The sequence below is a fragment of the Virgibacillus sp. AGTR genome (assembly GCF_016919725.2).
Classification (GTDB): Bacteria; Bacillota; Bacilli; order Bacillales; family Amphibacillaceae; genus Virgibacillus; species Virgibacillus salarius.
The window spans coordinates 1-26,026 of sequence record NZ_JAJERH010000062.1; the positions used below are offsets into that span (position 1 = coordinate 1).

The 26,026-nt window shown below is 37.0% G+C and carries 22 protein-coding genes and 2 pseudogenes; 19 read left to right on the plus strand and 5 right to left on the minus strand.

The features are described 5' to 3' along the window. The first annotated feature begins 236 nt into the window (after positions 1 to 236). Entirely contained in the window at positions 237 to 1,139 is a 903-nt protein-coding gene (rocF, locus tag JUJ52_RS17675) for an arginase (RefSeq protein ID WP_205389425.1), read from the plus strand. 138 nt (positions 1,140 to 1,277) lie between these two features. Here rocF and JUJ52_RS17680 read toward each other — a convergent pair whose 3' ends face one another. Next, complete coding sequence (locus JUJ52_RS17680; RefSeq protein WP_080668607.1) at positions 1,278 to 1,430, minus strand: aspartyl-phosphate phosphatase Spo0E family protein; 153 nt, start codon at positions 1,428 to 1,430, stop codon at positions 1,278 to 1,280. Positions 1,431 to 1,578: 148 nt separating this feature from the next. Here JUJ52_RS17680 and sigW point away from each other — a divergent pair, with 148 nt between their 5' ends. From sigW to JUJ52_RS17735, 11 genes are all read left to right on the plus strand, one after another. Next, on the plus strand, positions 1,579 to 2,142 hold the full coding sequence (gene sigW / locus JUJ52_RS17685; protein WP_026679755.1) for an RNA polymerase sigma factor SigW: 564 nt from the start codon (positions 1,579 to 1,581) through the stop codon (positions 2,140 to 2,142). Between the two features lie 15 nt (positions 2,143 to 2,157). Continuing rightward, the gene (locus tag JUJ52_RS17690; protein WP_205389426.1) at positions 2,158 to 2,790 is read left to right on the plus strand and encodes a zf-HC2 domain-containing protein; all 633 of its coding nucleotides are present in this window, start codon (positions 2,158 to 2,160) and stop codon (positions 2,788 to 2,790) included. A gap of 190 nt (positions 2,791 to 2,980) precedes the next feature. Beyond that, entirely contained in the window at positions 2,981 to 3,802 is an 822-nt protein-coding gene (gene cdaA / locus JUJ52_RS17695; RefSeq protein WP_026679757.1) for a diadenylate cyclase CdaA, read from the plus strand. Further along, positions 3,795 to 5,033: a CdaR family protein gene (locus JUJ52_RS17700; protein WP_205389427.1), complete on the plus strand. Its 1,239-nt coding sequence runs from the start codon at positions 3,795 to 3,797 to the stop codon at positions 5,031 to 5,033. The genes cdaA and JUJ52_RS17700 overlap by 8 nt, the downstream gene beginning before the upstream one ends. Positions 5,034 to 5,090: 57 nt before the next feature. Then, positions 5,091 to 6,437 (plus strand): phosphoglucosamine mutase, encoded by a 1,347-nt coding sequence (gene glmM / locus JUJ52_RS17705; protein ID WP_026679759.1) that lies wholly within the window; start codon positions 5,091 to 5,093, stop codon positions 6,435 to 6,437. A 154-nt stretch (positions 6,438 to 6,591) separates the two neighbouring features. Beyond that, a complete protein-coding gene (locus JUJ52_RS17710; RefSeq protein WP_205389428.1) occupies positions 6,592 to 7,185 on the plus strand; it encodes a TetR/AcrR family transcriptional regulator in 594 nt (197 codons plus the stop codon). A gap of 17 nt (positions 7,186 to 7,202) precedes the next feature. Next, a complete protein-coding gene (locus JUJ52_RS17715) occupies positions 7,203 to 7,886 on the plus strand; it encodes a YqeB family protein (RefSeq protein ID WP_205389429.1) in 684 nt (227 codons plus the stop codon). A 123-nt stretch (positions 7,887 to 8,009) separates the two neighbouring features. Continuing rightward, complete coding sequence (locus JUJ52_RS17720) at positions 8,010 to 8,699, plus strand: response regulator transcription factor (RefSeq protein WP_026679762.1); 690 nt, start codon at positions 8,010 to 8,012, stop codon at positions 8,697 to 8,699. After that, complete coding sequence (locus JUJ52_RS17725; protein ID WP_026679763.1) at positions 8,699 to 10,072, plus strand: sensor histidine kinase; 1,374 nt, start codon at positions 8,699 to 8,701, stop codon at positions 10,070 to 10,072. The genes JUJ52_RS17720 and JUJ52_RS17725 overlap by 1 nt, the downstream gene beginning before the upstream one ends. Before the next feature lie 67 nt (positions 10,073 to 10,139). Further along, positions 10,140 to 11,177: an ABC transporter permease gene (locus JUJ52_RS17730; RefSeq protein ID WP_205389430.1), complete on the plus strand. Its 1,038-nt coding sequence runs from the start codon at positions 10,140 to 10,142 to the stop codon at positions 11,175 to 11,177. Then, on the plus strand, positions 11,177 to 11,836 hold the full coding sequence (locus JUJ52_RS17735) for an ABC transporter ATP-binding protein (protein ID WP_026679765.1): 660 nt from the start codon (positions 11,177 to 11,179) through the stop codon (positions 11,834 to 11,836). The genes JUJ52_RS17730 and JUJ52_RS17735 overlap by 1 nt, the downstream gene beginning before the upstream one ends. Before the next feature lie 529 nt (positions 11,837 to 12,365). Here the strand turns inward: JUJ52_RS17735 and JUJ52_RS17740 are convergent. Beyond that, positions 12,366 to 13,502, minus strand: coding sequence for an FAD-dependent oxidoreductase (locus JUJ52_RS17740; protein ID WP_026679766.1), 1,137 nt, complete (start codon positions 13,500 to 13,502; stop codon positions 12,366 to 12,368). Between the two features lie 318 nt (positions 13,503 to 13,820). Continuing rightward, positions 13,821 to 14,007 (minus strand): annotated as a pseudogene (locus JUJ52_RS17745) (recombinase family protein); the annotation flags it as partial. Between the two features lie 394 nt (positions 14,008 to 14,401). Here JUJ52_RS17745 and JUJ52_RS17750 point away from each other — a divergent pair. The 5 genes and pseudogenes from JUJ52_RS17750 to JUJ52_RS17770 all read left to right on the plus strand — a co-directional run bounded on the left by JUJ52_RS17750 (position 14,402) and on the right by JUJ52_RS17770 (position 21,157). After that, a pseudogene (locus JUJ52_RS17750) lies at positions 14,402 to 16,382 on the plus strand (S9 family peptidase). 526 nt (positions 16,383 to 16,908) lie between these two features. Beyond that, positions 16,909 to 18,699: a S9 family peptidase gene (locus JUJ52_RS17755; RefSeq protein WP_205389431.1), complete on the plus strand. Its 1,791-nt coding sequence runs from the start codon at positions 16,909 to 16,911 to the stop codon at positions 18,697 to 18,699. A 672-nt stretch (positions 18,700 to 19,371) separates the two neighbouring features. Continuing rightward, on the plus strand, positions 19,372 to 19,701 hold the full coding sequence (locus JUJ52_RS17760) for a PadR family transcriptional regulator (RefSeq protein ID WP_026679704.1): 330 nt from the start codon (positions 19,372 to 19,374) through the stop codon (positions 19,699 to 19,701). Next, positions 19,698 to 20,852 (plus strand): DUF2812 domain-containing protein, encoded by a 1,155-nt coding sequence (locus JUJ52_RS17765; RefSeq protein ID WP_166530647.1) that lies wholly within the window; start codon positions 19,698 to 19,700, stop codon positions 20,850 to 20,852. The genes JUJ52_RS17760 and JUJ52_RS17765 overlap by 4 nt, the downstream gene beginning before the upstream one ends. A gap of 152 nt (positions 20,853 to 21,004) precedes the next feature. Beyond that, the gene (locus tag JUJ52_RS17770) at positions 21,005 to 21,157 is read left to right on the plus strand and encodes a DUF3953 domain-containing protein (protein ID WP_228089077.1); all 153 of its coding nucleotides are present in this window, start codon (positions 21,005 to 21,007) and stop codon (positions 21,155 to 21,157) included. 63 nt (positions 21,158 to 21,220) lie between these two features. Here the strand turns inward: JUJ52_RS17770 and JUJ52_RS17775 are convergent, their stop codons facing one another. Next, on the minus strand, positions 21,221 to 21,682 hold the full coding sequence (locus JUJ52_RS17775) for a carboxymuconolactone decarboxylase family protein (RefSeq protein ID WP_205389433.1): 462 nt from the start codon (positions 21,680 to 21,682) through the stop codon (positions 21,221 to 21,223). A gap of 102 nt (positions 21,683 to 21,784) precedes the next feature. Then, a complete protein-coding gene (locus tag JUJ52_RS17780) occupies positions 21,785 to 22,660 on the minus strand; it encodes an RNA polymerase sigma-70 factor (protein ID WP_205389434.1) in 876 nt (291 codons plus the stop codon). Positions 22,661 to 23,001: 341 nt separating this feature from the next. On the opposite strand from JUJ52_RS17780, the gene JUJ52_RS17785 reads away from it, so the two are divergent. Beyond that, positions 23,002 to 23,547: a DUF2812 domain-containing protein gene (locus tag JUJ52_RS17785; protein ID WP_166530649.1), complete on the plus strand. Its 546-nt coding sequence runs from the start codon at positions 23,002 to 23,004 to the stop codon at positions 23,545 to 23,547. A gap of 504 nt (positions 23,548 to 24,051) precedes the next feature. After that, positions 24,052 to 25,854: a glutamine--fructose-6-phosphate transaminase (isomerizing) gene (gene glmS, locus JUJ52_RS17790; protein ID WP_026679700.1), complete on the plus strand. Its 1,803-nt coding sequence runs from the start codon at positions 24,052 to 24,054 to the stop codon at positions 25,852 to 25,854. The last annotated feature ends 172 nt before the right edge of the window (positions 25,855 to 26,026 follow it).

Here is a 26,026-nt window from a genome sequence, read left to right on the forward strand (position 1 = left end):
TTAGGTTTGCCCATTATGGCGTGGTGGGCTCCAATGGGGTGAAAGTCTCTCAGTACGACCTAGTAGTGATAAGTACATAGCCAAAAGCAAGGGTGTCCATGCTGCTGAAGGATCCAGTACTAGATAAGGGTGTAGGGAATATGACGTTATATTTGAGTATGCATATATATACAATCTAATGTCGAGTTGAGTCATCTTGTTTTTTCTGTCTACAATAGAGTAAAGGGGGCGCTTACATGAAGAACAAAATATCAATTATTGGTGTACCAATGGATTTAGGTCAAAGCCGCCGTGGAGTGGATATGGGGCCTAGTGCTATGCGCTACGCAGGCGCTATTGAAAAATTAGAAGAATTAAATTATCAAATCCATGATCTCGGTGATATCCCGATTAATCGTCCGGATAAACCTACGACGGATAATAGTAGTAATTTAAAAAATTTAGCTCAAGTGGTTGAGGCAAATCAAAAGCTAGCAGAAATGGTAGATAAAGAAATAGAAAAGAGACATTTTCCTTTAATATTCGGCGGAGATCATAGTATTGCAATTGGTAGTTTAGCCGGGATATCCAAGCATTATGAAAATCTTGGTGTGATATGGTATGATGCACATGGTGATTTAAACTCTGGAGAAACTTCACCATCAGGTAATATCCATGGTATGCCGCTAGCTGTTAGTTTAGGAATTGGTCATGAAAAGCTAACAAATATTTTAGGGTTTGCGCCAAAGATTAAACCAGAGAATATTGTGATTATTGGTGCACGCTCACTCGATCCTGGCGAAAGAGAGTTGATTCGCGACAGGGGGATCAAGGTCTATACGATGCATGAACTAGATCGAATGGGAATGCCAAAGGTTATGGAAGAAACGGTTTCTTATTTGAAAGAACGTACGGATGGAGTGCATTTAAGCTTGGACCTTGACGGGCTTGATCCATCAGAAGCTCCAGGAGTAGGAACACCAGTTATAGGTGGTATTACTTATAGAGAAAGTCATCTGGCAATGGAAATGGTTGAAGAATCAAAACTACTGACGTCTGCAGAGTTTGTCGAAGTCAATCCAATTTTGGATGAAAAAAATAAAACTGCTACTGTTGCTGTCGGATTAATGGGATCACTTTTTGGAGAAAAATTGAAATAATAAAATGAATAGCAGTGGTGAAATTTTCGATCAATAAAAAAGACATTAAATTTCAAACTGGAAATTTGATGTCTTTTTTTACCCTAATTTCTCTATTTTTATTGTGTTGTAACGTGATGTTTTGTGAATACATACATATTATTTACTGTTATGAAGATATTCATTAATGAGCTGGTCTAGCTTCATACTAGAAGAGATGACAGCTTCGGAAGTTAATGCATGTGAGTTACTCAGAGATATCATTTCTTCTCGACATTTTTCGATTTTTTCCAATAAAACATAATTACTCACAAAACTATCCTCCTATCTAGTATACTATAATAGGAGAGTAGCCAAATTTTTGCAATCATAAACATAGATAATTTTTCTGTTATTTTTTGAAACCTTTTCGAGGAGTTATTCGTAACATGAATACCGCATAGTTGGCGGAGGTACCAATATGGATGAAATGATAAGAGAGAGAATAAAACAAGTGAAAAAAGGAGATCAATCAGCTTTTGAGGATGTGGTCTCATTCTTTCAAAACAAGATTTATCAGCATTGCTATCGAATGCTTGGTAATGCACACGAGGCGGAAGATATAGCGCAGGAAGCTTTTATTCGTGCATATGTAAATATCCATTCGTTTGATGACCGCAGGAAGTTTTCAACATGGTTATATCGTATTGCTACAAACCTAACGATTGACCGTATTCGAAAACGGAAGCCGGATCATTACCTTGATGCAGAAGTAAAGGGGACAGAAGGATTAAATATGTACTCTCAATTGGCTGATAACGGCCGTCTGCCAGAGGAAGAGGTGGAAGGGTTAGAGCTGCAACGCTATATTCAACAGGAGATCATACAGCTTCCTCCGAAATATCGAAGTATCATTATGCTTCGATATATTGAAGAATTTTCCCTTCAGGAGATAAGTGAAATCCTAGACATCCCTTTAGGAACGGTAAAAACCCGAATCCACCGAGGAAGGGAAGCTTTACGGAAAAAGCTTCGTCACGTGTAAAGGAGTGTGACTCACTTGAAATGTAATAATGAAGCTGTAGAATTAATGCATAAATATTTAGACGGTGATATTACCAAAGAGCAAGAGCAAACACTTAGTCAGCATTTAGAGAGCTGCGATGCATGCCAAAGGCATTTTCATGAGTTAAAACGAACCATTACATTTATTCAAAGTGCAGAACAAATAAAAGCACCAGCGAATTTTACAGCTACTGTTATGGAAAAGCTTCCTACAGAGAAGAAACGAATAAAATATACAAGGTGGTTTAAGGCTCATCCAATGCTTACAGCAGCAGCCATCTTTTTCGTATTTATGTTAAGTGGAATGTTTTCCGTTTGGAATCAGGATAGTGAGCTAGTTGTTTCCAAACAGGAGGACTTGGTCATTAATGGGGATACAGTTATTGTGCCGCAGGATGTGACCGTAGATGGAGACTTACTAGTAAAAAATGGAAATCTCATTATAAATGGTACCATTGATGGAAATGTGACACTCATCAACGGTAAGCTGATAGAAGAACCAATTGAAGGTGAAGGACTGATGGCTTCAGTTGGAGAGGTAAACGGAGAATTAAAGCACGTTGATCAAGTTTTTGAATGGATATGGTACTCAATTAAACAACTGTTTCAAAGTGTTTTTGCGTTATGAGGCTACGATAGATTAGCCTGAATATCGGCATTCCGATTTCAGGCTTTTTCTTATACCGTCAAAGTAGTTGATTACTTGCTTACTTTAGAGTGATATCATACATGTTACTGGTAAAATTATGTTATAATAATAACGTTATGGTCACAATGAAACCAGTGTTTAGAAATTTTTCGTAGAAGGATGTGTAATCATGCTTGATGGGGGATTCGACCTGATACAGCTCCTAAGGATAGGCGTAGATATTGCTCTCGTCTGGTATGTTATATATAAATTAATCATGCTAATCAGAGGAACGAAGGCAATCCAGCTTTTAAAAGGAATTGCTGTAGTATTGGCTGTATGGCTTATTAGTATTGTTTTAAATTTACAAACCGTTCAATATTTTACCAATCAGATAATTGAATGGGGACTTATTGTCATCATTATTCTGTTCCAGCCTGAACTGAGAAGAGCTCTAGAACAACTGGGTAGGGGTAATATATTTGGACGAAGCTCACGCTCAGAAGAAGAAATAATTGAACAAAATATTGAAGCGATTATTCAGTCTTGTAATTATATGGCAAAACGACGGATTGGTGCTCTCATCTCGATTGAACGTGAGACAGGCATTGGCGATTATGCGGAGACAGGTATCCCAATTGATGGCAAGCTGACACATCAGCTTCTTACAAATATATTCACTCCAAACACACCATTACATGATGGTGCGGTGATCTTAAAAGGAGATATTATCACTGCCGCAGCATGTTATCTACCATTATCGGAAAGTCCTTTTATTTCTAAAGAACTTGGTACTAGACACCGTGCTGCAATGGGAATTAGTGAAGTTACTGACGCTTTAACTATAGTTGTATCGGAGGAAACAGGTAATATTTCATGTACAAAAAATGGTGAGCTACATAGAGAGCTTGACCAAGAAGGTCTTCGCACATTATTACGAGAGAATTTGTCATTAAGCTTAAAAGCCCCTAGTAAAAAGTCAAAAAAAAGGAGGGGAAACAAAAATGGATAATTGGTTTAGAAGTAAATGGTTTGTCCGTGTCGTTTCCTTGGCCTTTGCGGTGTTGTTTTATGTCTTTGTGTCTGTAGAAGTACAAAATATACCAAATAATGATGGCTTAACGTTTCCATCGGGGGACAGCTCTCAAGAATTACAGACTTTAGATGATGTGCCAGTAAACATTAAAATTGATAACGAAAAATATGTGGTTAGTGGTGTTCCTGAATACGTATCTGTTTCCATGGAAGGGTCTGCTGGCTTCCTCACTCCTACAATTAAAAATAGGAACTTCAACGTATATGTTGATTTACAAGGATTAAAAGCTGGAGAACATACCGTGGAATTACAACATGATATTTCTAGCGAATTAGATGTTTATATTGAACCAAAGCGGATTGATGTAACCATTGAAGAGAAAGCAACGAAAGAATTCAATGTCATGGTTGACTTCTTAAATGAAAGTCAAATTGCTGAAGGTTATGAGCTAGGTGATTACGAAGTTAATCCTAAAACCGTAACGATTACCAGTGCCAAAAGCGTAATTGATAAGATTGGTATTGTAAAAGCATATGTCGATTTATCTAATTTGGATAAACCAATTAATAATCGGGAAGTACCTGTTAATGTTTATGATAATCAAGGTAGTGAATTAAACGTGAATGTTGAACCAGGGAATGTTATCATCTCTGCGGATATAGATAATCCGAGCAAGAAAGTACCACTAAGTTTAAAGACGAGTGGGAAGTTGCCGGAGGGCTATGCATTATCATCGATTTCTGCTAATGTAGAGGAAGTGGAAGTGTTTGCAAGCAATAGCTTGCTCCAAAATATTGACGAGATTACAACGGAAGACATCGATTTGTCGAAGATTGAACAATCAGGTACAATCGAGGCGAAGTTAGCCTTACCAGAGGGAGCAAGCGCACCTGGAGTAGAGAATATTAAAGTGGATGTAGAAATAGAACAAACGAAAACCATTAAAGCTTTACCAATTAATGTAGAATCTCTGGGAGATGGACAAGAAGTATCCTTTATCGATCCATCCAATGCAGAGTTAGACATCACAGTTACTGGAAATCAAGCAGACATTGCAAAGCTAAAAGCTGATGATTTCCAAGCATCAATAAATGTGGAAGGTCTGGACGTTGGGGAGCATGATGTCCCAATAACGATTGAAGGACCCGATGGAGTAACCGTTGAAGCTGAATTCGAACAAGCTACGATTGAAATAAGTGAATCTTAATATAGGATTGCTCTCGCTTGATAAACGGTGAAAAGGATATAAAGGAGAGAAACTCACATGGGAAATTATTTTGGAACAGATGGTGTACGCGGAGTAGCAAATAAGGATCTTACTCCAGAATTAGCCTTTAAGTTAGGGCGTATTGGTGGTTACGTATTAACAAAAGAAACGCAGCGACCTAAGATCATCATTGGTCGTGATACGCGGATATCTGGCCATATGCTTGAGGGAGCACTGGTAGCCGGATTACTTTCTATCGGTGCAGAAGTAATGAGACTAGGTGTTATTTCCACTCCAGGTGTTGCGTATTTAACCAAAGCAACTAGTTCACAAGCTGGTGTAATGATCTCAGCCTCTCACAATCCTGTTGAAGATAATGGAATTAAATTCTTTGGTCCAGACGGCTTTAAACTAACAGATGATCAAGAAAATGAAATTGAAGCGCTTATGGACGGAGAAGACGAGTTACCACGTCCGATTGGTGCCGATGTTGGGAGCGTCAACGACTATTTTGAAGGCGGTCAAAAGTATCTATCCTTCTTAAAAGATACGGTTGATAATGATTTTGGCGGATTAAAAATAGCTTTTGACTGTGCACATGGTGCTACATCAAGTTTGGCTACACATTTATTTGCTGACTTAGAAGCGGATATCTATTCTATCGGCTCATCTCCAGACGGATTGAATATTAATGATGGTGTTGGGTCTACACATCCGGAGAAGCTTCAAGCTTTTGTGAAAGAGAAAGATGCTGATATTGGTCTAGCATTTGATGGCGATGGTGACCGATTAATTGCTGTTGATGAAAAAGGAAATCTTGTAGATGGCGATCAAATCATGTTTATATGTGCTAAATATATGAATGAAAAAGGAGCCCTTCGTCATAATACGGTCGTTTCTACGGTAATGAGTAATATCGGTTTTTATAAAGCATTGGAAGAGAATGGCATGCGTAGTGATAAAACAGCAGTAGGGGATCGCTATGTGATGGAGGAAATGCGAAAAGGTGGATACAATCTTGGTGGTGAACAATCTGGACATATTATCTTTCTAGATTATAACACTACGGGAGATGGAATGCTGTCAGCGTTACAATTAGTAAATGTAATGACGGAAACTGGTAAGCCGCTGTCAGAGTTAGCAGAAGAAATGACCATTTATCCGCAAATACTTAAAAATGTAAGAGTCTCTGACAAGAAAGAAGCATTAAATCATCCAGAAATAAAGAAAGAGATTGCAGCAGTAGAAGAGGAACTTGGAGAACAAGGACGTGTCTTAGTAAGACCATCTGGTACCGAACCACTGGTGCGGGTAATGGTTGAATCACCAACGAAAGAAGAATGTGAGAAATATGTTAATCAAGTCGTAGCTGTAATTGAAAGACTGCTTGGAACAAATCATTAATTTTAAATAGTAACTACTAAAAGCCGCCGCTTAATGGGCGGCTTTTAGTATGTATGGATAGTAACTTTTCAATGTTCTTGACAACCATTTTTGTTCCTACTATAATTTGGTTGCTCAATCAAAAAAATGATCAATTGATCAGGAGTTGTGATATATGAATGATAGACAATCCTTTATTGCTGAAGCTAGAAGAGAACAAATTATAAAGGCAGCAATTGAAGTTCTTGAAGAGATTGGTTATGTAAGTGCCAGTTTATCTAAAATAGCTAAAAAAGCAAAAATTAGTACTGGCCTTATTTCGTATCATTTCTCGGGAAAAGAAGATTTGATGAATAGTACGCTTGGTTATCTGATTCAGAACGAATTTTTATTCATTCGTAAAAGGGTAGAGCAAAATAGTAAAGCGGAGGAAAGATTAGCAGCTTATATAGATGCAAGTTTAGATTATCAGTTGAAGCATCTTTCAAATAATATTGCTCTAATAGAAATTGTTTTTCATGCACGCACAGATGAATATGTACCTTATTATCTGTTAGAGGAAGAAGAGGGAGATCCAATAACGATATTATTAAAGGATATCTTACAAATGGGACAGACGAATAATGATTTTGCTAAATTTTCCGTTAAAACAGTAGTAACTATTATACGAGGAGCTATTTCAGAGTTTATGCTATCCAATGATTCTAAACAAAGTACGGAACAATATGGAGAAGAATTAAAAAACATGGTATTTAAAATGGTGAAGTAGTGGAGGGAGGAAACAACATGCTAAATGAAGAGACAGTCTTAGGCTTAAAGCGATTCGATAAGTTGTTTATCATTGTCATTTCTATTACCGTTGGTGGGCTGCTTGGCTGGTTTATTCCTGTCATCATTGATTGGGTATTAAAGCTGCCATTTGTACCGATGGAAGGTATTATTTCTATAATTGATTCATTAAATCATTTTTGGGTTTCGGTTGTTGCTACAATTGTAGGCGTTATTGCAGGTATCGCTTTTATAGTTTATGTCTTTCATGTAACGCTGAAGGTGAAGGTATCCGATAAACAGATTACTTTAATTCTTGGAGAGATGAGAAGGGATATTAATAAGCAAGCTATTTCCGCAATTTTTATGGAAAATAAAACCTTGATTATTCTTGGAGAAAATAGTAAAGAAATTTTCCGAGAAGACTTGGAGGTTAAAAAGGAAGAGGCAAAGGGAGCCTTTTTATATTATGGTTACCCTTGGAAGAACGAAGACCCTTTTATAAAGGATTATCAACGCTGGGAATTGGGTAATAATCAATATCCTTCCGATATTAATTCTATTCTATACGCTAGAGAACGAGCATTAAAGGAGGATAATGAGGAGGAAGCAAAGCAATTACGTGAAGATTTGGCCAAGCTAGGTGTAGTAATCCAAGATAAACAAAAAGCACAGTATATTCGTTTAATAAAACAGGGGTGAATAAATTCGTGCACCCCACAATGCATTCCAATTTGAGATAGAATCTACATGCTATTTAGCCCCACAATCTGTTCATCTTTCTATAATAGAGAAGAACAAAATGAAGACAGGAGGTAGTAAGCATTGATAACAATCTTAACCGTCGATGATGATGCACATATCCGTGAACTGCTTCGATTCTATTTACAAAAGGAAGGATATCAAATTATTGAGGCCGAAGATGGTCAAGCAGCATTGAAGCAATTAGCGAAGCGACAAGTTCATTTGGCAATTGTAGATATCATGATGCCGCAAATCGATGGATATCAGCTTTGTAAAGAAATTCGTACCGATTATGATATCCCTGTTCTGATGCTTACCGCAAAAGGTGAACTGACAGATAAGGAGAAAGCATATATGGCTGGTACAGATGATTATATTGTAAAGCCGTTTGAACCAAAGGAAGTTTTGTTTCGAATTAAAGCATTGCTCCGCAGGTTCCAAATGCAACATAATGAAAAAATACAACTTGGCAATACAGTGATTGATCGAAAAAGCTATGAGGTTCATACACAAGGGAAGACAATCATACTCCCATTAAAGGAATTTGAACTGTTGGCACAATTGGCGAGTTATCCGAATCGAATATTTTCTAGAGAACAGTTGATTGAATTGGTATGGGGATCAGATTATCCAGGTAATGACCGAACAGTAGATGTACATATTAAGCGACTTCGCGAGAGATTTACCTCAGTGCAGAACGACTTTTCCATTCAAACCATTCGAGGGCTTGGTTATAAATTAGAATTCATTCGCGATGCAGGTGTTCACTAATGCGGACACTTTATGTACGAATTATTGTTACAACGATGGCTATCATGATTACTAGCTCCATTATCGCATTTATTGCTAGTAACGTTTACTACCAGCATGTATTAAAACCAGAAAATGATAAAAAGGTTACTCATATGGCTAACAATATTGTTGATCTTTACAATGGTAGTGATCAATCGATTGGTCATTTTTTAAGGGATATGGCAGATTTAGGATACTCCTTTTATTTAATTGATAATGATGGCCAGAGCAAGACATTTGGCAAACCATTTGATACAACAGAATTGCAATCATCGGTTGTACAGGATGTCTTAAGCGGTAACATATACCACGGCATTGCAAATTATCCTTGGCAGCCCTTTGTAACCGGATTTTTTGATCATGCACTTTCAAATACCATTGGCTTGCCGATAAATGCTAATGACGATAGCTTTGCCTTATTTGTTCGACCAAATTCCGTGCAGCAATTTGGTGAAATGCGTATCTTTTTTGCAGTTATTATTGGACTTGCCTTGTTTTTTAGCTTCTTGTTTGTGCTTTTTAGTACACGCTGGATTGTAAACCCAATTCAGTCATTAACAGTGGCTACGAAAAAAATTGCAGCAGGTAATTATCATATAAAATTAGCTGTTAACCGTAAGGATGAGATTGGACGCTTGGCAAGAAATTTTTCAACCATGAGTGAGAGTTTACAAAAAACAGAAGAAAAAAGACAGGAATTTGTTGCAAGCGTCTCCCATGAAATTCAATCTCCACTTACATCAATTCAAGGGTTTTCACAAGCCCTTCAGGAGGAGAACCTTTCCAACGAAGAACGCATTCATTATCTATCCATTATTGAAAAAGAGAGCAAACGATTATCTGTACTTAGCAGGCAACTGCTTACCTTATCTCAGCTGGATCAAGGCAATAATGAGCTGGAGCGTATTCCATTTGATCTATCGGAGCAGATGAAGGAAATATTATTTACACTTGAATGGCAGTGGCGCCAAAAAAATCTATCGATAGAATGGGATGCTAAGCCAACGGTTATTAACGGCGATCCTAAATTATTACATCAAGTATGGATGAATGTTATAACAAATGCCATTCGTTATACATTGAAAGAAGGAAAGATATCAATAACTGTAAAAAAAGGGAAAGCGAATGTTGAAGTTATTATTACGGACACAGGTATTGGAATTTCTCAAGAAGATATCCCTCAAATCTTTGATCGGTTTTATAAAGCTGATAAAGCTAGAACGCGAAAAGCAGGTGGAACAGGTCTGGGATTAGCCATTACAAAGAAAATTGTAGAATTACATGCTGGAACAATCATGGTTAAGAGTGAAGAAGGGCAAGGAACAGCGATTATTATAACGCTACCGCAATAGTAACGAATCGTTCATCTTCTGTTCATACAAAAGGTCTATATTAGAAGCAGAAGAGGAGGGAAGTGCAATGTTTCTTGCAATTCGAGAGTTACTATTTGCGAAAACTAGATATATATTAATTGGTCTCATTATGGTTTTAACGGCTAGTCTAATCTTTATTATTTCGGGGTTAGCTCAAGGTCTATCTGCTGATAATGCGTCCTCGATTCAAGAGCTGCAAGCGGATTTGTTAATCTTAACAAAGGATGCAGAGGGAGAACTTACAAAATCCTTTATTCCAATGGGCGAGGCGCAAGAGATTGTAGACAATCAAGGTGATGAGCATGCTAGTACTTTAGCCATTCGGATGATGAATGCCACCAGAAATAACAGTCAACAGCAACTAGATATTGCAATGTTTGCAACAGAACCTGATAGTATGCTGATGCCAAAAATAACGGAAGGAGTTTCTCCAACAAATCAAAAACAAGTAGTAGCCGACACTACATTAAAGCAGGAGGGTGTAAAGCTCGGCGATAAATTGACAATTGGGGAAGCCTCTTACACTGTGTCAGCTTTTACATCAGGTCAACGATACAGTCATACTCCCGTTGTGTTTATTCATAATCAAGGCTTAGATCAAGTGAATGCAATTGCTGTACAAGGCGACGCCCATGTAGAAGGGTCATTTGATGTAATGACAAAAGAAGATGCACTTCAGGGGATTCCTAGCTATTCGCAGGAACAGGCATCGCTAAATATGATGATCATTTTCTTATATGTCATTGCTGCATTTGTGCTGGCTGTGTTTTTCTATGTCATCACACTACAAAAAAGGGAACAGTTTGGGGTGTTAAAAGCATTAGGTGCTAATAACAGCTACTTGATTCAGGGGTTAATGGGGCAAGTAGTATTACTTGCTGTTGTATGTATCGCATTAGGAGCAGCGATTACGGTTGGAATAGGTGCGTTATTCCCTAGTGATATGCCATTTCACCTCGAATTAGTTACAATGCTTAAGCCAGCCATTATTATGATGATTGTCTCCTTTATTGGAGCACTGTTATCCCTTTATCAAGTAACGCGAATTGATCCAATTGAAGCAATTGAGGGGGCTGCTGCATAATGACACTTATTTTAGATCATGTTACGAAAACTTATACAGATGGTCCAAATCGCTTTAACGCTTTGGATGAAGTATCCTTAGAAGTAAAATCAGGTGAATTTATTGCGATAGTTGGTCCTTCTGGATCAGGAAAAAGTACGATGTTATCAATTGCCGGGGCACTACTTTCTCCAACAAGTGGGAACGTGCTGTTGGCTGGAGAGAATATTACTGGATTATCATCGAAAGAAATAACGAAAAGACGGCTTGAAAAGATTGGGTTTGTGTTTCAAGCTGCTCATTTAGTTCCATATCTCAAGGTAAAAGATCAGTTGAATATTATTCAAGTGCTTGCCAAGAAACGAGTTAAACATGGGAGTGATTTACTTACTCATTTTGGCTTGCAGCATCGGTTGAATAATTATCCCAATGAGCTGTCAGGAGGTCAGCGTCAGCGAGTAGCAATTGCTCGTGCACTAATGAACGATCCGCAAATAATTCTTGCTGATGAACCTACTGCAAGCCTTGACTCCAAGCGAGGTCAGGATGTTGTAAAACTTTTGGCAGGCGAAATTAAAGATCGAAACAAGGCCGGAATTATGGTAACGCATGATGAGCGCGTACTTAGCTATGCAGATCGAATTGTAACGATTCGCGACGGAAAAATAGTAAAGGATTAAATAGTAAGAACTGCTCAGCAATAAAAACAACCACTCATATAATAAAAGAACGACCACAGTTCCAGCTATGGTCGATAGATACCCATCCTTATGATAGGGATTGGCGTTATCTAATTTAGAAAGAAAAAATAGCCCATACCCCTTTGTGGAACAGGTGGCTATTTTTTTGCGTTAAGAATAGCTACAACAACTGAATTAGCGTTACGATCATGCGTTTTATCAATACTATAATGAGTAAGTGTTAATGTATTTAACGTTACTATCTACTCTACTTTTGTCCCGTATATAACTGGCAGTAATCCCCCCACTGATTGAAGTTTCACTTTACATCTAACTGTTCTTTTAAAGCAGTAATTGATTGGATGTTCAAGAAATGGTTGAAGAACTTACAAAGGTGATGGCATATTTGGCTTAGATAAAAAGAGATGAGTATATGTAGAAAAAGAACGTGAAGAAAGTAGTTTACTTCTCTTTTGGATTGGTATCAACTACAAATTCTCCACGCTTTAGTTGATTTTGCAATAGATCCTCAAATAATATTTACAAGATCCTTTTTTGCTTTCTCTTTAACATTTAATCCATTAATCATTTCCAGAACCTGTAACGCACATCCCCATGAAAAAGTGATTCCAGAGCCACCATGTCCATAGTTATGTATAATGGATGAGTTAGGTACTCTTTCTAAACGAACACTTTTTTCACGGAAAGGCCTTAAACCAGTACGCACAGGTTCATAGGAATCAATAATTGCTTTTTCAAGCGGAGGGAAGAACGATTTACAACGATTATACATCTCTTCAATTGGTTGATAATTTTCTAAATTAACTTCTAAATCCCATTTATTAAGTTCAGCTAAACCTCCTAAAAGTAACATGTTTTCCCCTCTAGGAAGGATAAAAATAAAGCCAGGATCTTCACTAATTCCATCATGAGAAATACAATAAGCTTCATCTAATTTAGAGAATTGTTGCCCATCATTCACAACTCTAACTAATGCACCACGTAACGGGGTCATGTCATCATCAGTCAATTCAATAGCACCTAAACCTGTACAGTTTACAATTACATCCACTTGGTATTCCGCTTTTAAATTTTCTTCTTGTTGTTCTAAATTTCCTACAATTTTTTTCATTATAATATCACAATTTGATTTTTCAACCTTTTCTTGTAGCCACTTCATGTAGATATCCGTATCAATCATAGGAGCTAACAGCGTATATGCGTCTTTAATACCCATTTCTGGATTAACTCCTTTTTCTTCAATCAGTGATACACTATGGCGGAAACTACGAACATGTCTTTTTAATTCGTTCATTTTTTTTAAATCTTTAGAGTTATCCTTTATTAAATTTTTAAAAAAGAAAGTAACATCACGCATGTATACTCCACTTTCTTTGTTTTTAGATAAATCCGAGAATATATTATAAGAGAGTAATGACCATTCTTTTGATATCTTAATTGAAGCTTCATCTTGGTGGTTTCCACAAACAGCCGGAGGCCACTCCCACAATGCACCTGCGACTACGGAAGTAACTTCAGGAGCGAGCTTTTCTGTAACTATTTTGACTTGATGTCCTTCATTTTGTAAAATCAATGCTGTAGTTAGCCCTACTACCCCACCACCTATAACTAAAACTTTACTTTTTTCACTATGATTTATATTCACAACATCACTTCCTTATAATTTGTTTAACTATTAGAACAATTTTTCACAAAATTATATAACATAGCCCTTTCTAAAATATTGAAGTCTACCAATGGGTTTTCTGATAATAGTTCTGCATATTCTGATTTTTGTTGTTATTTTGATTCAAAACGATCGTCCACTACAGAATTGATGTATGAATCAAAATCTCCTTCTCTCAAAGAATTCAATGAGTCTTTTAGTGATTCTTCAGCCGACTTTAAAGAAGCGCTTACATAGTACATAAATGCCATCAGTAAAGCTAACGCAGTGATAGAAACTAAAAACAATTTGCGTGATAACACTCATTTCTTCTAACCGTTGAATAATATTGAGGATATCCACCGTTCTAAACGGGAGATGCTCTCCACTACAACTGTATCGCCTTGCCTGATGACATTAAAAAGTTGATGAAGTCCTTTTCGATCTTTAATCGTACCTGTAAACTTCTTCTTAACTATTTTTTACAATCATATTGATTAAACATACCAATTTGCCGATCTAAGTTTTGATCAATAGTAGACACCCGAGCCGAGCATAATCAATTATCATTTGTAACCTTCAGTAAACCTATATATTTTTATTTTACTAGAAGGACTCTTATTGTAAAGGTATTTTTTGGTAATTAATAAATCTTAATAAAATCAAAGTTTAGTAGGATGAAAGAAAGCGTTACAAAAATACTGGTTTATGGTAATGGCATGTATTAACATGGAGATAAGTTCTAAATCAATCTGGCCAGATTGTTGTATAACATTTTCAAGTACAATACATAAATTAGGATATTAGTGAGATTAAATTCTGGTATTAGTCCTAACCTATGTGGTCAAACAATAGGTTTTACAATTTTGACAATAGTAACATTACGAGGTGGTTTATTAATGAAAAAGAATGAAAAAACATATCTAAGTATAGAAGAAATTATTTCATTACCAACCTTATCAGGTACAAACATAAGTGATAATGGCAAAAACGTAGCATTTGTCAAAAAGCCAGCTAACTGGAAAGACAATAAATATCGGAACCATGTATGGATATATGAAAAAGAAAAGGGGCAGTGTTACCCATTAACAACTGGTGAAATAGATAGTACATACCCATTATGGTCTCCAGATTCTAGGAATATTGCATACCTTTAGCCCAGTTGGTGATGGGGAGAATAAGACAAATCAAATCTTTGTTAAGTCGATAGATGGTTATGACGGGGTTCAAATTACTAATGAGAAAGAAGGAGTCAGTAAATTCCAATGGGAGCCTAATGGCAAGGGTTTTTATTATGTTGCGCAGTTAAAAGAATGCGAGGAGATAAGGAAACGTAAGGAACTGTATGGAGATTTCCGTCATGTAGGTAATGAATATCAGAATAATTGTTTATGTTACATTGAAATAGATAAAGTGATACAAAATGATAAATATGAACACAAAAATAGCGTTGTTTATCAACTAACTGATGGTAAGGATTTTCATATCCATGAATTTGATTTGATATTTCAGATGATGGGAAAAAGGTTGTATTTATAGCTACACCAAGCCCAAATATGGAAGAGTATCTGAATGGAGATCTATACATATTAGATATTAAAGCGGAAGAGCTACAAAAGATGCATATAGATAAGTTGTTGGGAGGGAGTGTTTGCTTTTCTCCTGAAGGCAACAAAATATGTTACGCAGCAAGCATAAGGGAGAAGGATTACTATAAGACCCATATACAAGATATTAATTTAGAAATATATGATATTAATAATGGAGAGCTCATTCAACCTTTTAGCAAATTTTGATAGTACGGTAGTTCCATTACGCTGGACAACTAAAGGAATTTTAATTAGATGGCAGAATAAAACTAATTATCTTATTGGGTTACTAGCTGAGGATGGCACTGTGGAAATGTTAAGCGAAAAAGTAGATAGTTTTATAATGGATGCTTCTATAACAAGGGATGAAAATCATATATCCTATAATAAGGCTATAACAAATGAAATCTTTGAAATCTATTTAGACGATACAAAAATAACGAATGAAAATAGCTTTTTCAAAGGAAGGCTTAAATGTAACAGGGAAATAATTTCATGGATAAATAGTGATGGTCTTGAAATAGAGGGAGTTTTATCAACCCCAGTAGAGTTTGACACAAATGAAAAGTATCCCTTATTAGTGGTAATCCATGGTGGTCCAGCTTGGGCATCCTCTCCAATATTTTCAGATTGTTTTAATGAGAAATATCCTATTGAACAGTTTATTGGAAAAGGCTTTATCGTTTTAGAACCAAACTACAGGGGAAGTTCTGGTTATGGTAATGAATTCTTGAAAGCTAACTATAGAAAGCTGGGAATTGTTAACTACGATGATGTCATATCTGGAGTAGATAATCTAGTTGACAAAGGGATTGCAGATAAAGATAGAGTAGGGGTTATGGGATGGAGCAACGGAGGATATATATCAGCCTTCTGTTCAACATTTAGTAGTAGATTTGTGGCTATTTCAGTTGGAGGTGGAATTACTAATTGGAGTACCCATTATGTAAATACAGATATACCTTACTTTATTAGTATGTATTTAGGAAATAATCCATGGAATGATCCAGGGATATATACGAAAACATCACCAATGACATATATTAAAACTGCCTGTACTCCCACTTTAATCCAACATGGCGAAAAGGATGTAAGAGTTCCAACTCCAAATGCATATGAGCTATATCAAGGGTTAAGGGATATGGAAGTTGATACAGAATTAATTATATTTAAAGGAATGGGATATAGTTCAGACCAACCAGGAATTAATGTGGCTATTATGAAGCAGAATTTGATGTGGTTTTCACACTATATTCTTGGAGAAAGTATGAAAGATTTTAGGGTTCTATAATGGATATCCTCAAAGGATACATAAGGATGAATTTCTAATTTAAGTCGACTTTTAGTCTTTATTGTTTTCGTATCAATCACAGGATTTTTTATACAAATAGATAAGATTTGGAACTATTGATGCAGTTTCTATATTATATAGAAGCTATATCTTTCGGGCGAAATCCTTTGCATCGAATCAGATGCACGATGGCTAATTTCTTCGATTACAAAATCCTTTGCAGTCGAATCGATGGGTTGCTGCATGAGTTTCTTGCTCCCTTCTTTAATATGATTTAAATTATATGTTACTTGGGCAACCCTCTATTCATCTTCACTTCTTGATATGTTGGATTAACATCTCACTGCTCCTTCTCCTTCTAAAGGCTGAGAAGATTCTACTTCTCCTGACTGTGTTACAACAAACTGCTACGTGCTACTATTGGTATAGAAATACTATCGACCCTCATACAGATAGGTTATACTACATATAAGTATTAATTTTCTAATAACTTAGAATGTAGGTGAAAAAAGATAGGAGGAGAGTAATGTTAAATTTTCCAAAGCCAACGGTGGAGCAGTTTTTTCGTACCTATACGATCACAAATTTTACAGTTAGCGGTGATGAGAAGCGGTTAATATTTACCTCGAATTTAAATGGTAAGATGAATTTATGGGCAATGGATCTACCAGACACATTTCCTTATTTATTTGCCTATCATGATGAAGCTTGTAGCTTTATCAAGGTTGATCCGAACAATCGATTTGTACTAGCAGGATTTGATAAAGATGGTGATGAAAACCACCATATATATGCATTGCCTGCTGAGGGAGGTCTGCCACAACCTTTAGTAACAGGAGAGGCATCGGAAAAATATTTCTTTTCGCATGTAAGTGAAGATGGGGAGCGATTATACTATATGACGTCTGAAGATAATCCCTCTTTTTTGAATGCGAGAGTCCGAGATCTTCGAACAGATACGGATCAACTTATACATGAAGGGGAGGAATCGCTTACAGAGTTAGCCGCTGTTTCCAAGGATGAAGAAGCATACGTGTATTTATGTTCGTTCGCAAACACCTATGTAACAGGGTATGTAAAATCTGGAGAGAATAAAAATTACCTCACACCAAATCCTGATAAAGTCCATGTTGTATTTGATCCGATATTTACAGATAATCAAACCATCTATTTTTTAACAGATTATGAGAGTGAATATAGTTATCTTGCAAAATTTGATTTGGGTTCGAAACAGTTTTCAAAAGTTTTAACGATTGAGAACGAGAGTATACAACTTTTAAAATGGCATAAAGAGAATCAATGCTTTTATTTGATAACGGAAAAAGGCGTTACGGATGTGATGTATCGCTATGAAGTAGCAAGCGGTAAGCTCCATACGTTAAAGTCTCCAGTAGATGTAATTGATCAATGTCATGTTACAACATCTGGTTCCATCTTTTTATTAGGACGAAGCGCTACAGTGCCTAGTAATATTTTTCAATCCGTGGATGGTGAGGATTGGCAGCAACTTACGAATAATGGAGTACTTGGTGTAAAAAATGAAGATATGGTTGAACCGGAAATTGTAAACTATTCCTCCTATGATGGAATGGAAATAGAAGCCTTGCTGTTTAAAGCCCATCCAGAATATGATAACGGTCATACAATTTTCTGGCCACATGGTGGACCACAGGCTTCCGAACGAAAAATGTTTCGTTCAATGTTCCAATGCTTCTTAAATCGTGGTTATTCAATATTTGCTCCTAATTTCCGAGGCAGCACAGGATACGGAGCCTCTTTTGTGAAAATGGTGGAGCAGGATTGGGGTGAAGGACCACGATTGGATTGTGTAGCAGGAGTAGAGTGGCTATTTAACAACAAAATTAGCACTCGAGAGAAGCTCTTTTTAGTAGGAGGCAGCTATGGGGGATACATGGCGCTATTATTACATGGACGTCATTCTGAATATTTTAAAGCAGTTGTTGACATATTTGGTCCTTCTGATTTATTTACTTTTGTTAATTCAGTTCCTCCACATTGGAAGCCGCTTATGGAACGTTGGTTAGGTGATCCAATTAGGGATGAAGAACGATTTACTAAAGATTCTCCAGTGACTTATTTGGACGGAATGACGAAGCCCATGCTAGTCATTCAAGGAGCAAAGGATCCCCGCGTTGTAAAAGAAGAATCGGATCAAATTGTTGCCAAGCTTAAGAAACAAGGGCGTGATGTGGAATATTTAGTATTAGAGGACGAAGGGCATGGCTTCGCAAAAAAAGAAAATGAAATAAACGTATATAAGCGGATGCTTGATTTTCTAGATCAGCATCAATCCTAAGAAAACACAGCTTGTAGTGAGCTAGGAGACTCGCTACAAGCTTTTTTCGTAATCGAATAAAACTTACTCGCTTTTCACAGACATACACCCGACTCCAATCATCAAAAGCCATCGTATCGTTTTTTACGTTGAAGATCTGTATTATACATCCTCTTTATCCCGCATATAACTGGCAGTAAGCCCCCAACATCAAGCAATAAAGTGAAGTAAGTGTGGGAACAACTGCCAGTAAATGTCCGATTGGTTCAACTATCAATCCGAAACCCCGTGGATTGAAGTTTCACTTTATCCCGCATATAACTGGCAGTAAGCCCCCAACCAAGCAATAAAGTGAAGTCAATATGGAGAAGTGTGGGAACAACTGCCAGTAAATGTCCGATTGGTTCAACTATCAATCCGAAGCCCCGCGGATTGAAGTTTCACTTTATCCCGCATATAACTGGCAGTAAGCCCCCAACCAAGCAATAAAGTGAAGTCAATATGGAGAAGAGTGGGAACAACTGCCAGTAAATGTCCGATTGGTTCAACTATCAATCCGAAGCCCCGCGGATTGAAGTTTCACTTTATTCATAGTAGAAGAACATGGTGCATCCTTTATATCATCGTTGACCGATATGTCACGATGCGATATAGTCGAGTTGTGACATATCAAGTAGATAGTAGGTGGATGTGATGAAGCGTGAGAAACTGCTGAAAAGTTACATACCAATGACAGAGACAGCTTTTTATATTCTTATTTCTTTAATTGAACCAAGACATGGCTATGGAATCATTAAGCATGTCGAAGAAATAACCAATTATCGAATTCGTCTCGGGTCTGGAACAGTTTACGGTACGTTGACTAAGATGCACCGAGATGGGTTGATTAGTGTTTATTCAGACAGTAAACGCAAGAAGATCTATGAAATTACCCAGAAAGGTCAGAATTTATTACAGATAGAAATACAACGGTTAAAAGAATTGCATGCTAACGCAATAAAGTATGGGGAGGAGCTATTATGATTAGCGTATTCCGTCCATTTTGGAGTTATGATGTAAATGCGACAGAGAATTGGTTAACATATATGGCACAGCAGGGTTATCACTTTGTGAAGTTCAATCGGTTAACAAGACGGTTTTATTTTGAAAAAGCAGGTACAATCATGCAAACACCAACATATTGGATAGAACACGAGAAAAGGGGTAAAGCTGATCTATCGAAAGCATTACAGGAGGATGGCTGGAGACAAATTTATGCAGAGCGAAATTGGCATGTACTGCGTAACGAAAAAACATTACATGATATTACAACACTTCCAGCTAGGGAAGGAATGATACGGAGAAACGATACCCTTAGAAAGTTATTTTTCATACTATTACTCGCCTTGATATTCACTGCCCTTCCACCCGTTTTGTTACTGGGAGTTTCGTTAGTAATGGCTGGTGTGCCACCATCTGTAGAGGGAGGGCCAGGATGGCTATTCACAGCATTAATCGGCTTATCGCTATGGATGTATATTCCATATTCTTTTTTCAAATTAAATCAATCGGTAAAGCAATTAGAAGCGTGCGACGTGTTAGAAAACAAACAGAGGTTGTCGCAAGAAAAGTATACGTCAGACTTTGTAAAATGGAGGTTAGGATGGATATATGCACCTGATAAGTTAGAGAAATGGTTAGAAGCGATGGCTAAGCAGGGGAAGCAGTTCGTAGCAGTTCGTACATTTGGAATAAGATTTTATTTCAAAGATAGTAGGCCGCAGCATATTCGATATTGTGTGGACTACCAGAAAGAGTTAAATCGCGCTTACTTTGATATGCACCTTGGTGCTGGATGGAGGCTAATGCATGCATCAAAAGGATTTATGAATAAATGGTCGATTTGGTCTATGGCCTATGAAGAGGGTGAAGAGTTGCCGCAATTATATAACGATACAGTCCATATGTTAGATCATGCTAAGCGAATTGCATTTTCTCATCTTTTCATGATGCTTCCGATGACTAGCATGTACGTGGTGCTTTTTTCAATGCAGTGGTCAGCGGATATGGGCAAAATGGATTGGTTTATGCTAATTGTTTTTGGTATAGCGGTTATTGAGTTTGCTACCTTTTCGCTTCAATCAGGTCTTTATTATCAACGGATTAGAAAAAGAGTTTCAAAGTTTTTCCCGTGAAGTCTTTACGTATAAAGGACTAACATCTAATCTTCGTGAAATGGAATTACGCATTTAGGGAAGTGGTTATCATCAGGGTTAGTAGAAGAAGCTTACAGTTAACGATTATCGTGTTATCAGGTTATCAACTTTTAACAGGAGATTTGCGTTTCATGCCATTACCTATTTTATTATTAGGATTGTTATTCATCGTAATGGGAATAAACGAAGTGAGAAAAGATAAATTGAATATATGGGGTTATGTTAGCTTCATTACAGCAGCATTTTTGTTTTTTGTGACATTACAGCTGCTACTGTTAACGTGAATACTTTAAATAAGTAGAGCAAGTACCTATACTTGTTGATAGAATACTTGCTCTGGTATCAAGCTATTTTGCGGTAACAGGGCTGTAATTTCCAGGTACATTATTAACGGAAATAGACAAACGATTCCAGCAATTGATGGTAATAATAAGGGCTACAAGATCAATATATTGCTTTTCATCAAAGTACATGCGTGTCTGTTTATATAATTCATCAGGCACACCATTTATTGAGATAGCAGTTACAGCTTCTGCTAATGCTAAAGCTGCACGCTCGGTTTCTGTATAAAATGGTGCCTCACGCCAAGCTTGTAAACAATATATCCTTTTCTCGGTTTCTCCTATTGCCCGCGCATCCTTCGTATGCATGTCGATACAAAAAGCACAGCCATTCATCTGTGATACACGAATTTTAATTAATTCGATTAATTTCAGATCAAACGCTGTTTTTTTCTTGTATTCCTCAAGCTGCACTAGTAATTTGACAACTTCGGGTGACGTCTTCTGATAATTGATTCGTTGTTCCATTCAAAATCACTCCTTTTAAATATTGGTCCTTCACTATATAGACAAAATAGCTAGCTGTTTTGTGACAAAAAAAGAGAGAGCTGTGTGTGTGCTCTCTCATTATCAGTGTCTAGGTATTGAAATCCGGTTTAATTTATCCGGATTAGAAACAATATAAATGCGACTTATATTCTTTTGACTTCTATCTAAAGCAAAGGTAATGATTTTTACTGGACGACCATCTTTAACTTGTAAAATACCTTGTTGACCATTGACGATGACAACGTAAAGTTTCCCGCTAAAACTCCCCTTAGAGAAAATTCCTTTAAGGAAAGCTGATACACGGCGCTTATTTAGAATTGGATAGATGGCAGCAAGTACTTTCCCGCCCCCATCTGTAACTAGAACAACATCTTCTGTAAGCACATGAATAAATTCATCAAAATCACCTGTAGTTGTAGCATCAAGGAATGATTTTGTAAGGTTCTCGGCACGATCAGCGTGGTTTGTGTGAGCGAAAAATAAGTCGTTTTGTAATTTTTTCTTAGCACGACTATATATTTTCCTAGTGTTTACTTCTGTTTTATTTATGATATTAGCAATTTCAACATAATGATAGGCCATTGCTTCCTTTAAAACGAACACAGCTCTTTCTGTCGGAGTTAATTGCTCCATTAAAACTAAAAATGCAAATGAGATTGCCTCATCTGTAATTACCTTGTCTAATGGCTGCTTGATAAAATGAACTTGTGGTTCAGGTAACCAGGTGCCAGTGTAGGTTTCCCTTTGTGTACGTGCAGATTTTAAAAAGTTAATACAATGATTGGTCGTTGTTTTCGCAAGGTACGATTTGAGATCTTTTATATGAGCCGTTTTTTGGTTCATTTGTAATAAGGAATCATGAACAATATCCTCTGCGTCTGTAACGGAGCCCAGCATTCGATACGCTATGGAAAATAGATAGGGCTGATATTCTTTATACATCTTCTCGAATTCCATTGGAACCTCCCCTTTTTTGTTGGATATAACAGGCAGTAGGATTTCACTTCAAGCGATATAAGTGGGGGAATGACTGTCAGTAAATATCCAATTGGTTTAAAGGTCTTTAGGTCATACTGTTGTAGTATTTAGAGGATAAACAAAACTCCCAACTGATTGAAGTTCACTTTAATGATTTTCTATAGTTTACCGCAGGTTTTTGAGTAGTAAAACCCCAATATTTATTTTACGTTAAGAAGAACATCGTAAAAAAATGTAATAAATGGTCAATGGTAGCGTAATTATGAAATAAGGGGGTTCAAATAATTTCATGAAATAGGCTCAGAGGGAGGGTTAGTCCAATGAGAAAAAAATGGAAGCCATTTTGGAGTTATGATATAAGAAAAATGGAGAACTGGTTGCATGATATGGCATTAGCGGGTTATCGACTGACGAAGATCAGAACGAATAAGCGATTATTTATCTTTGAGGAAGCGCAACATCCTCAGAGGGTTCACTATCATATTGTATATGATAAAGCAATGGATTACCACCTGCCTGAAGCTATACAGAGTGAGGGCTGGGAGGAAGTGTGTCACCAAGGAAATTGGTATGTGCTTGCTAATGAAAAACCAGCAGAAGAACTAAGATGTTATCCAGTGCGTGATGGTATTATTAAGCGAAATCGTAATATTTTATATTTTTATGGTGGAATATTTATTTACCTGCTTCTCACCTCCTTATTATTTTTAGTATTAAGCTGTATTACCATATTTTATTTTGGCGGTGTATTAACATTTGAGGAGAAGCCATTTTGGATAGCCACCCTTACCATCGGAGGTATTCTATGGTTACTCGCTCCGTTTTCAACGATTCGGTTATATAAAACAAATAAACAGTTTTGGTAAAAGAGGTACTTCATACATGGTGCCTCTTTTCTTCTGCTAAGGACATGTAAATGGGAAGATTTTTAGAAGCATATTAGTCACATTGTATGAACAATGCCAATTTGTAATCATATAGTAATATAGCATCACAAAAAAATGATTGACGCAAATCAGAGAATAAGGTTAAAATGTGGTGTATCCTATTAGTAGGAAATTACGTTTTATTCTAGAAAAGAAAGGAGCATTAAAGAACGCTTTTATATGTTTTACAAAGCGCCAGGACTATTCTTTCCGAGCGATGGAAGATAGTTGACGAGGTTGGAGGTTATCGAATTGTTCGGCGGGTGCCTCCCGATTGCTCACCTCCATTGTAACGCTTTTTCTCAAAACAACAAGGTAACTTGTTGGCCAAAGGAAAAAAGCAAGGTGACATACAACAATCACGAGAAAGGGGCAGCACAACGCCCCTGTAACAATAAATTATTGGTTCGTTTGTCTGCCCCTTTATATAAGGAGGCCACAAACATGTGTGGAATTGTAGGTTATATTGGACAAAATGACACGAAGGAAATTTTATTAAACGGACTTGAAAAACTGGAATATCGAGGGTACGACTCTGCTGGTATTGCAATGCTTAATGATAATGGAATTAATCTTTTTAAAGTAAAAGGACGTATTGCCGCGTTAAGACAACGTGTAGATAGCTCTGTTCATGCAACGATGGGAATCGGCCATACCCGCTGGGCAACACATGGTGTGCCAAGTGAAGAGAATGCACACCCACACCAAAGCGCGTCTGGAAGGTTTACACTAGTTCATAATGGGGTTATTGAGAATTATCAGGATATAAAAAGAGAATACCTACAAGCTGTTGATTTTGTTAGTGAAACGGATACGGAAGTCATTGTTCAGCTTGTTGAACAATTTTTTGCAGAAACAAACGATACAGCAAAAAGTTTTCGTAAAGCAATGAGTCTATTAAAGGGGTCATATGCGATTGGCCTGATTGATAATGAAGACCATGATACGCTATACGTTGCAAAAAATAAAAGTCCTTTATTAGTTGGTTTGGGCGATGGTTTTAATGTTGTTGCAAGTGATGCAATGGCAACGTTAAAAGAAACAAATCAATACTTGGAGATTCATGATCAGGAAATCGTACTGGTTAATCGGAATTTTGTAGAGGTACAGAACCTGAACGGTAAGGTCCTTGAGCGTCAACCATTTACAACAAAAATTGATGCAAGTGACATCGAAAAGGGAACTTATTCTCATTTCATGTTGAAGGAAATAGATGAACAGCCATTTGTCATGCGCAAAATTATTCATGAATATCAAACAGAGAACAATGAATTAAAGCTTGATGCAAATGTACGTCAGGCTATGAAGGTTTGCGATCGTATTTATATCATTGCAGCCGGTACCAGCTATCATGCCGGACTAGTCGGCAAAGAGTTTATTGAAAAATTAGCGCATATTCCAGTAGAAGTCCATATTGCTAGTGAATTTTCCTATAACATGCCATTACTATCTGAAAAGCCATTGTTTATTTTCATTTCCCAAAGTGGTGAAACAGCAGATAGTCGTGCTGTGTTAGTAAAGATAAAAGAATTGGGACATCCAGCATTGACGATAACCAATGTACCAGGATCCACCCTTTCTCGTGAAGCAGACTATACGTTAAATCTATATGCAGGTCCGGAAATTGCCGTAGCATCCACAAAAGCGTATACGGCACAGCTAGCAGTCTTAGCTATTTTAGCTGTAGATACTGCAAAGGCAAAAGGATTGGATTTAGACTTTGATCCATTACAAGAACTTGCCATTGTTGCAAATGCGATGGAAGTATTAACAGATCAAAAAGAGGCAATTGAAGATTTAGTCCGTGAATATCTAGGAACAACACGGAATGCCTTCTTCATTGGCCGTAGTACCGATTATCATGTATGTATGGAAGGTGCATTAAAACTGAAGGAAATCTCTTATATTCAGGCAGAAGGCTTTGCTGGAGGAGAATTAAAACATGGCACCATTGCTTTAATCGAAGAGGGTACACCAGTTATTGCCCTTGCTTCACAAGATAATGTGAACTATTCCATCCGTGGAAACGTGCAAGAAGTAGTTGCTCGCGGAGCCAATGCATTAGTGATTAGCATGAAGGGACTTGAGCAGGATACGGATGCTTTTGTTATCCCACATGTACATGAATTATTGACACCACTTGTTAGTGTCGTACCTTTGCAGCTATTAGCATACTATGCTGCACTTCATCGTGACTGTGACGTAGATAAACCACGTAACTTAGCGAAGAGTGTTACAGTTGAATAAGTGAAGGTAAGATATCTAATATAAGGTTTCCCTGTAATTCTTTTTTACAATTTTTGACTTCGCTTTACAACGAAGGGGAAGAAGATAGGGACTATGTATTAAATCTTTCTATGCTATCAATTAGGATCGAGAACGTACCAAAGGTACGCTTTCTCGGTTCTTTTTTTTAAGT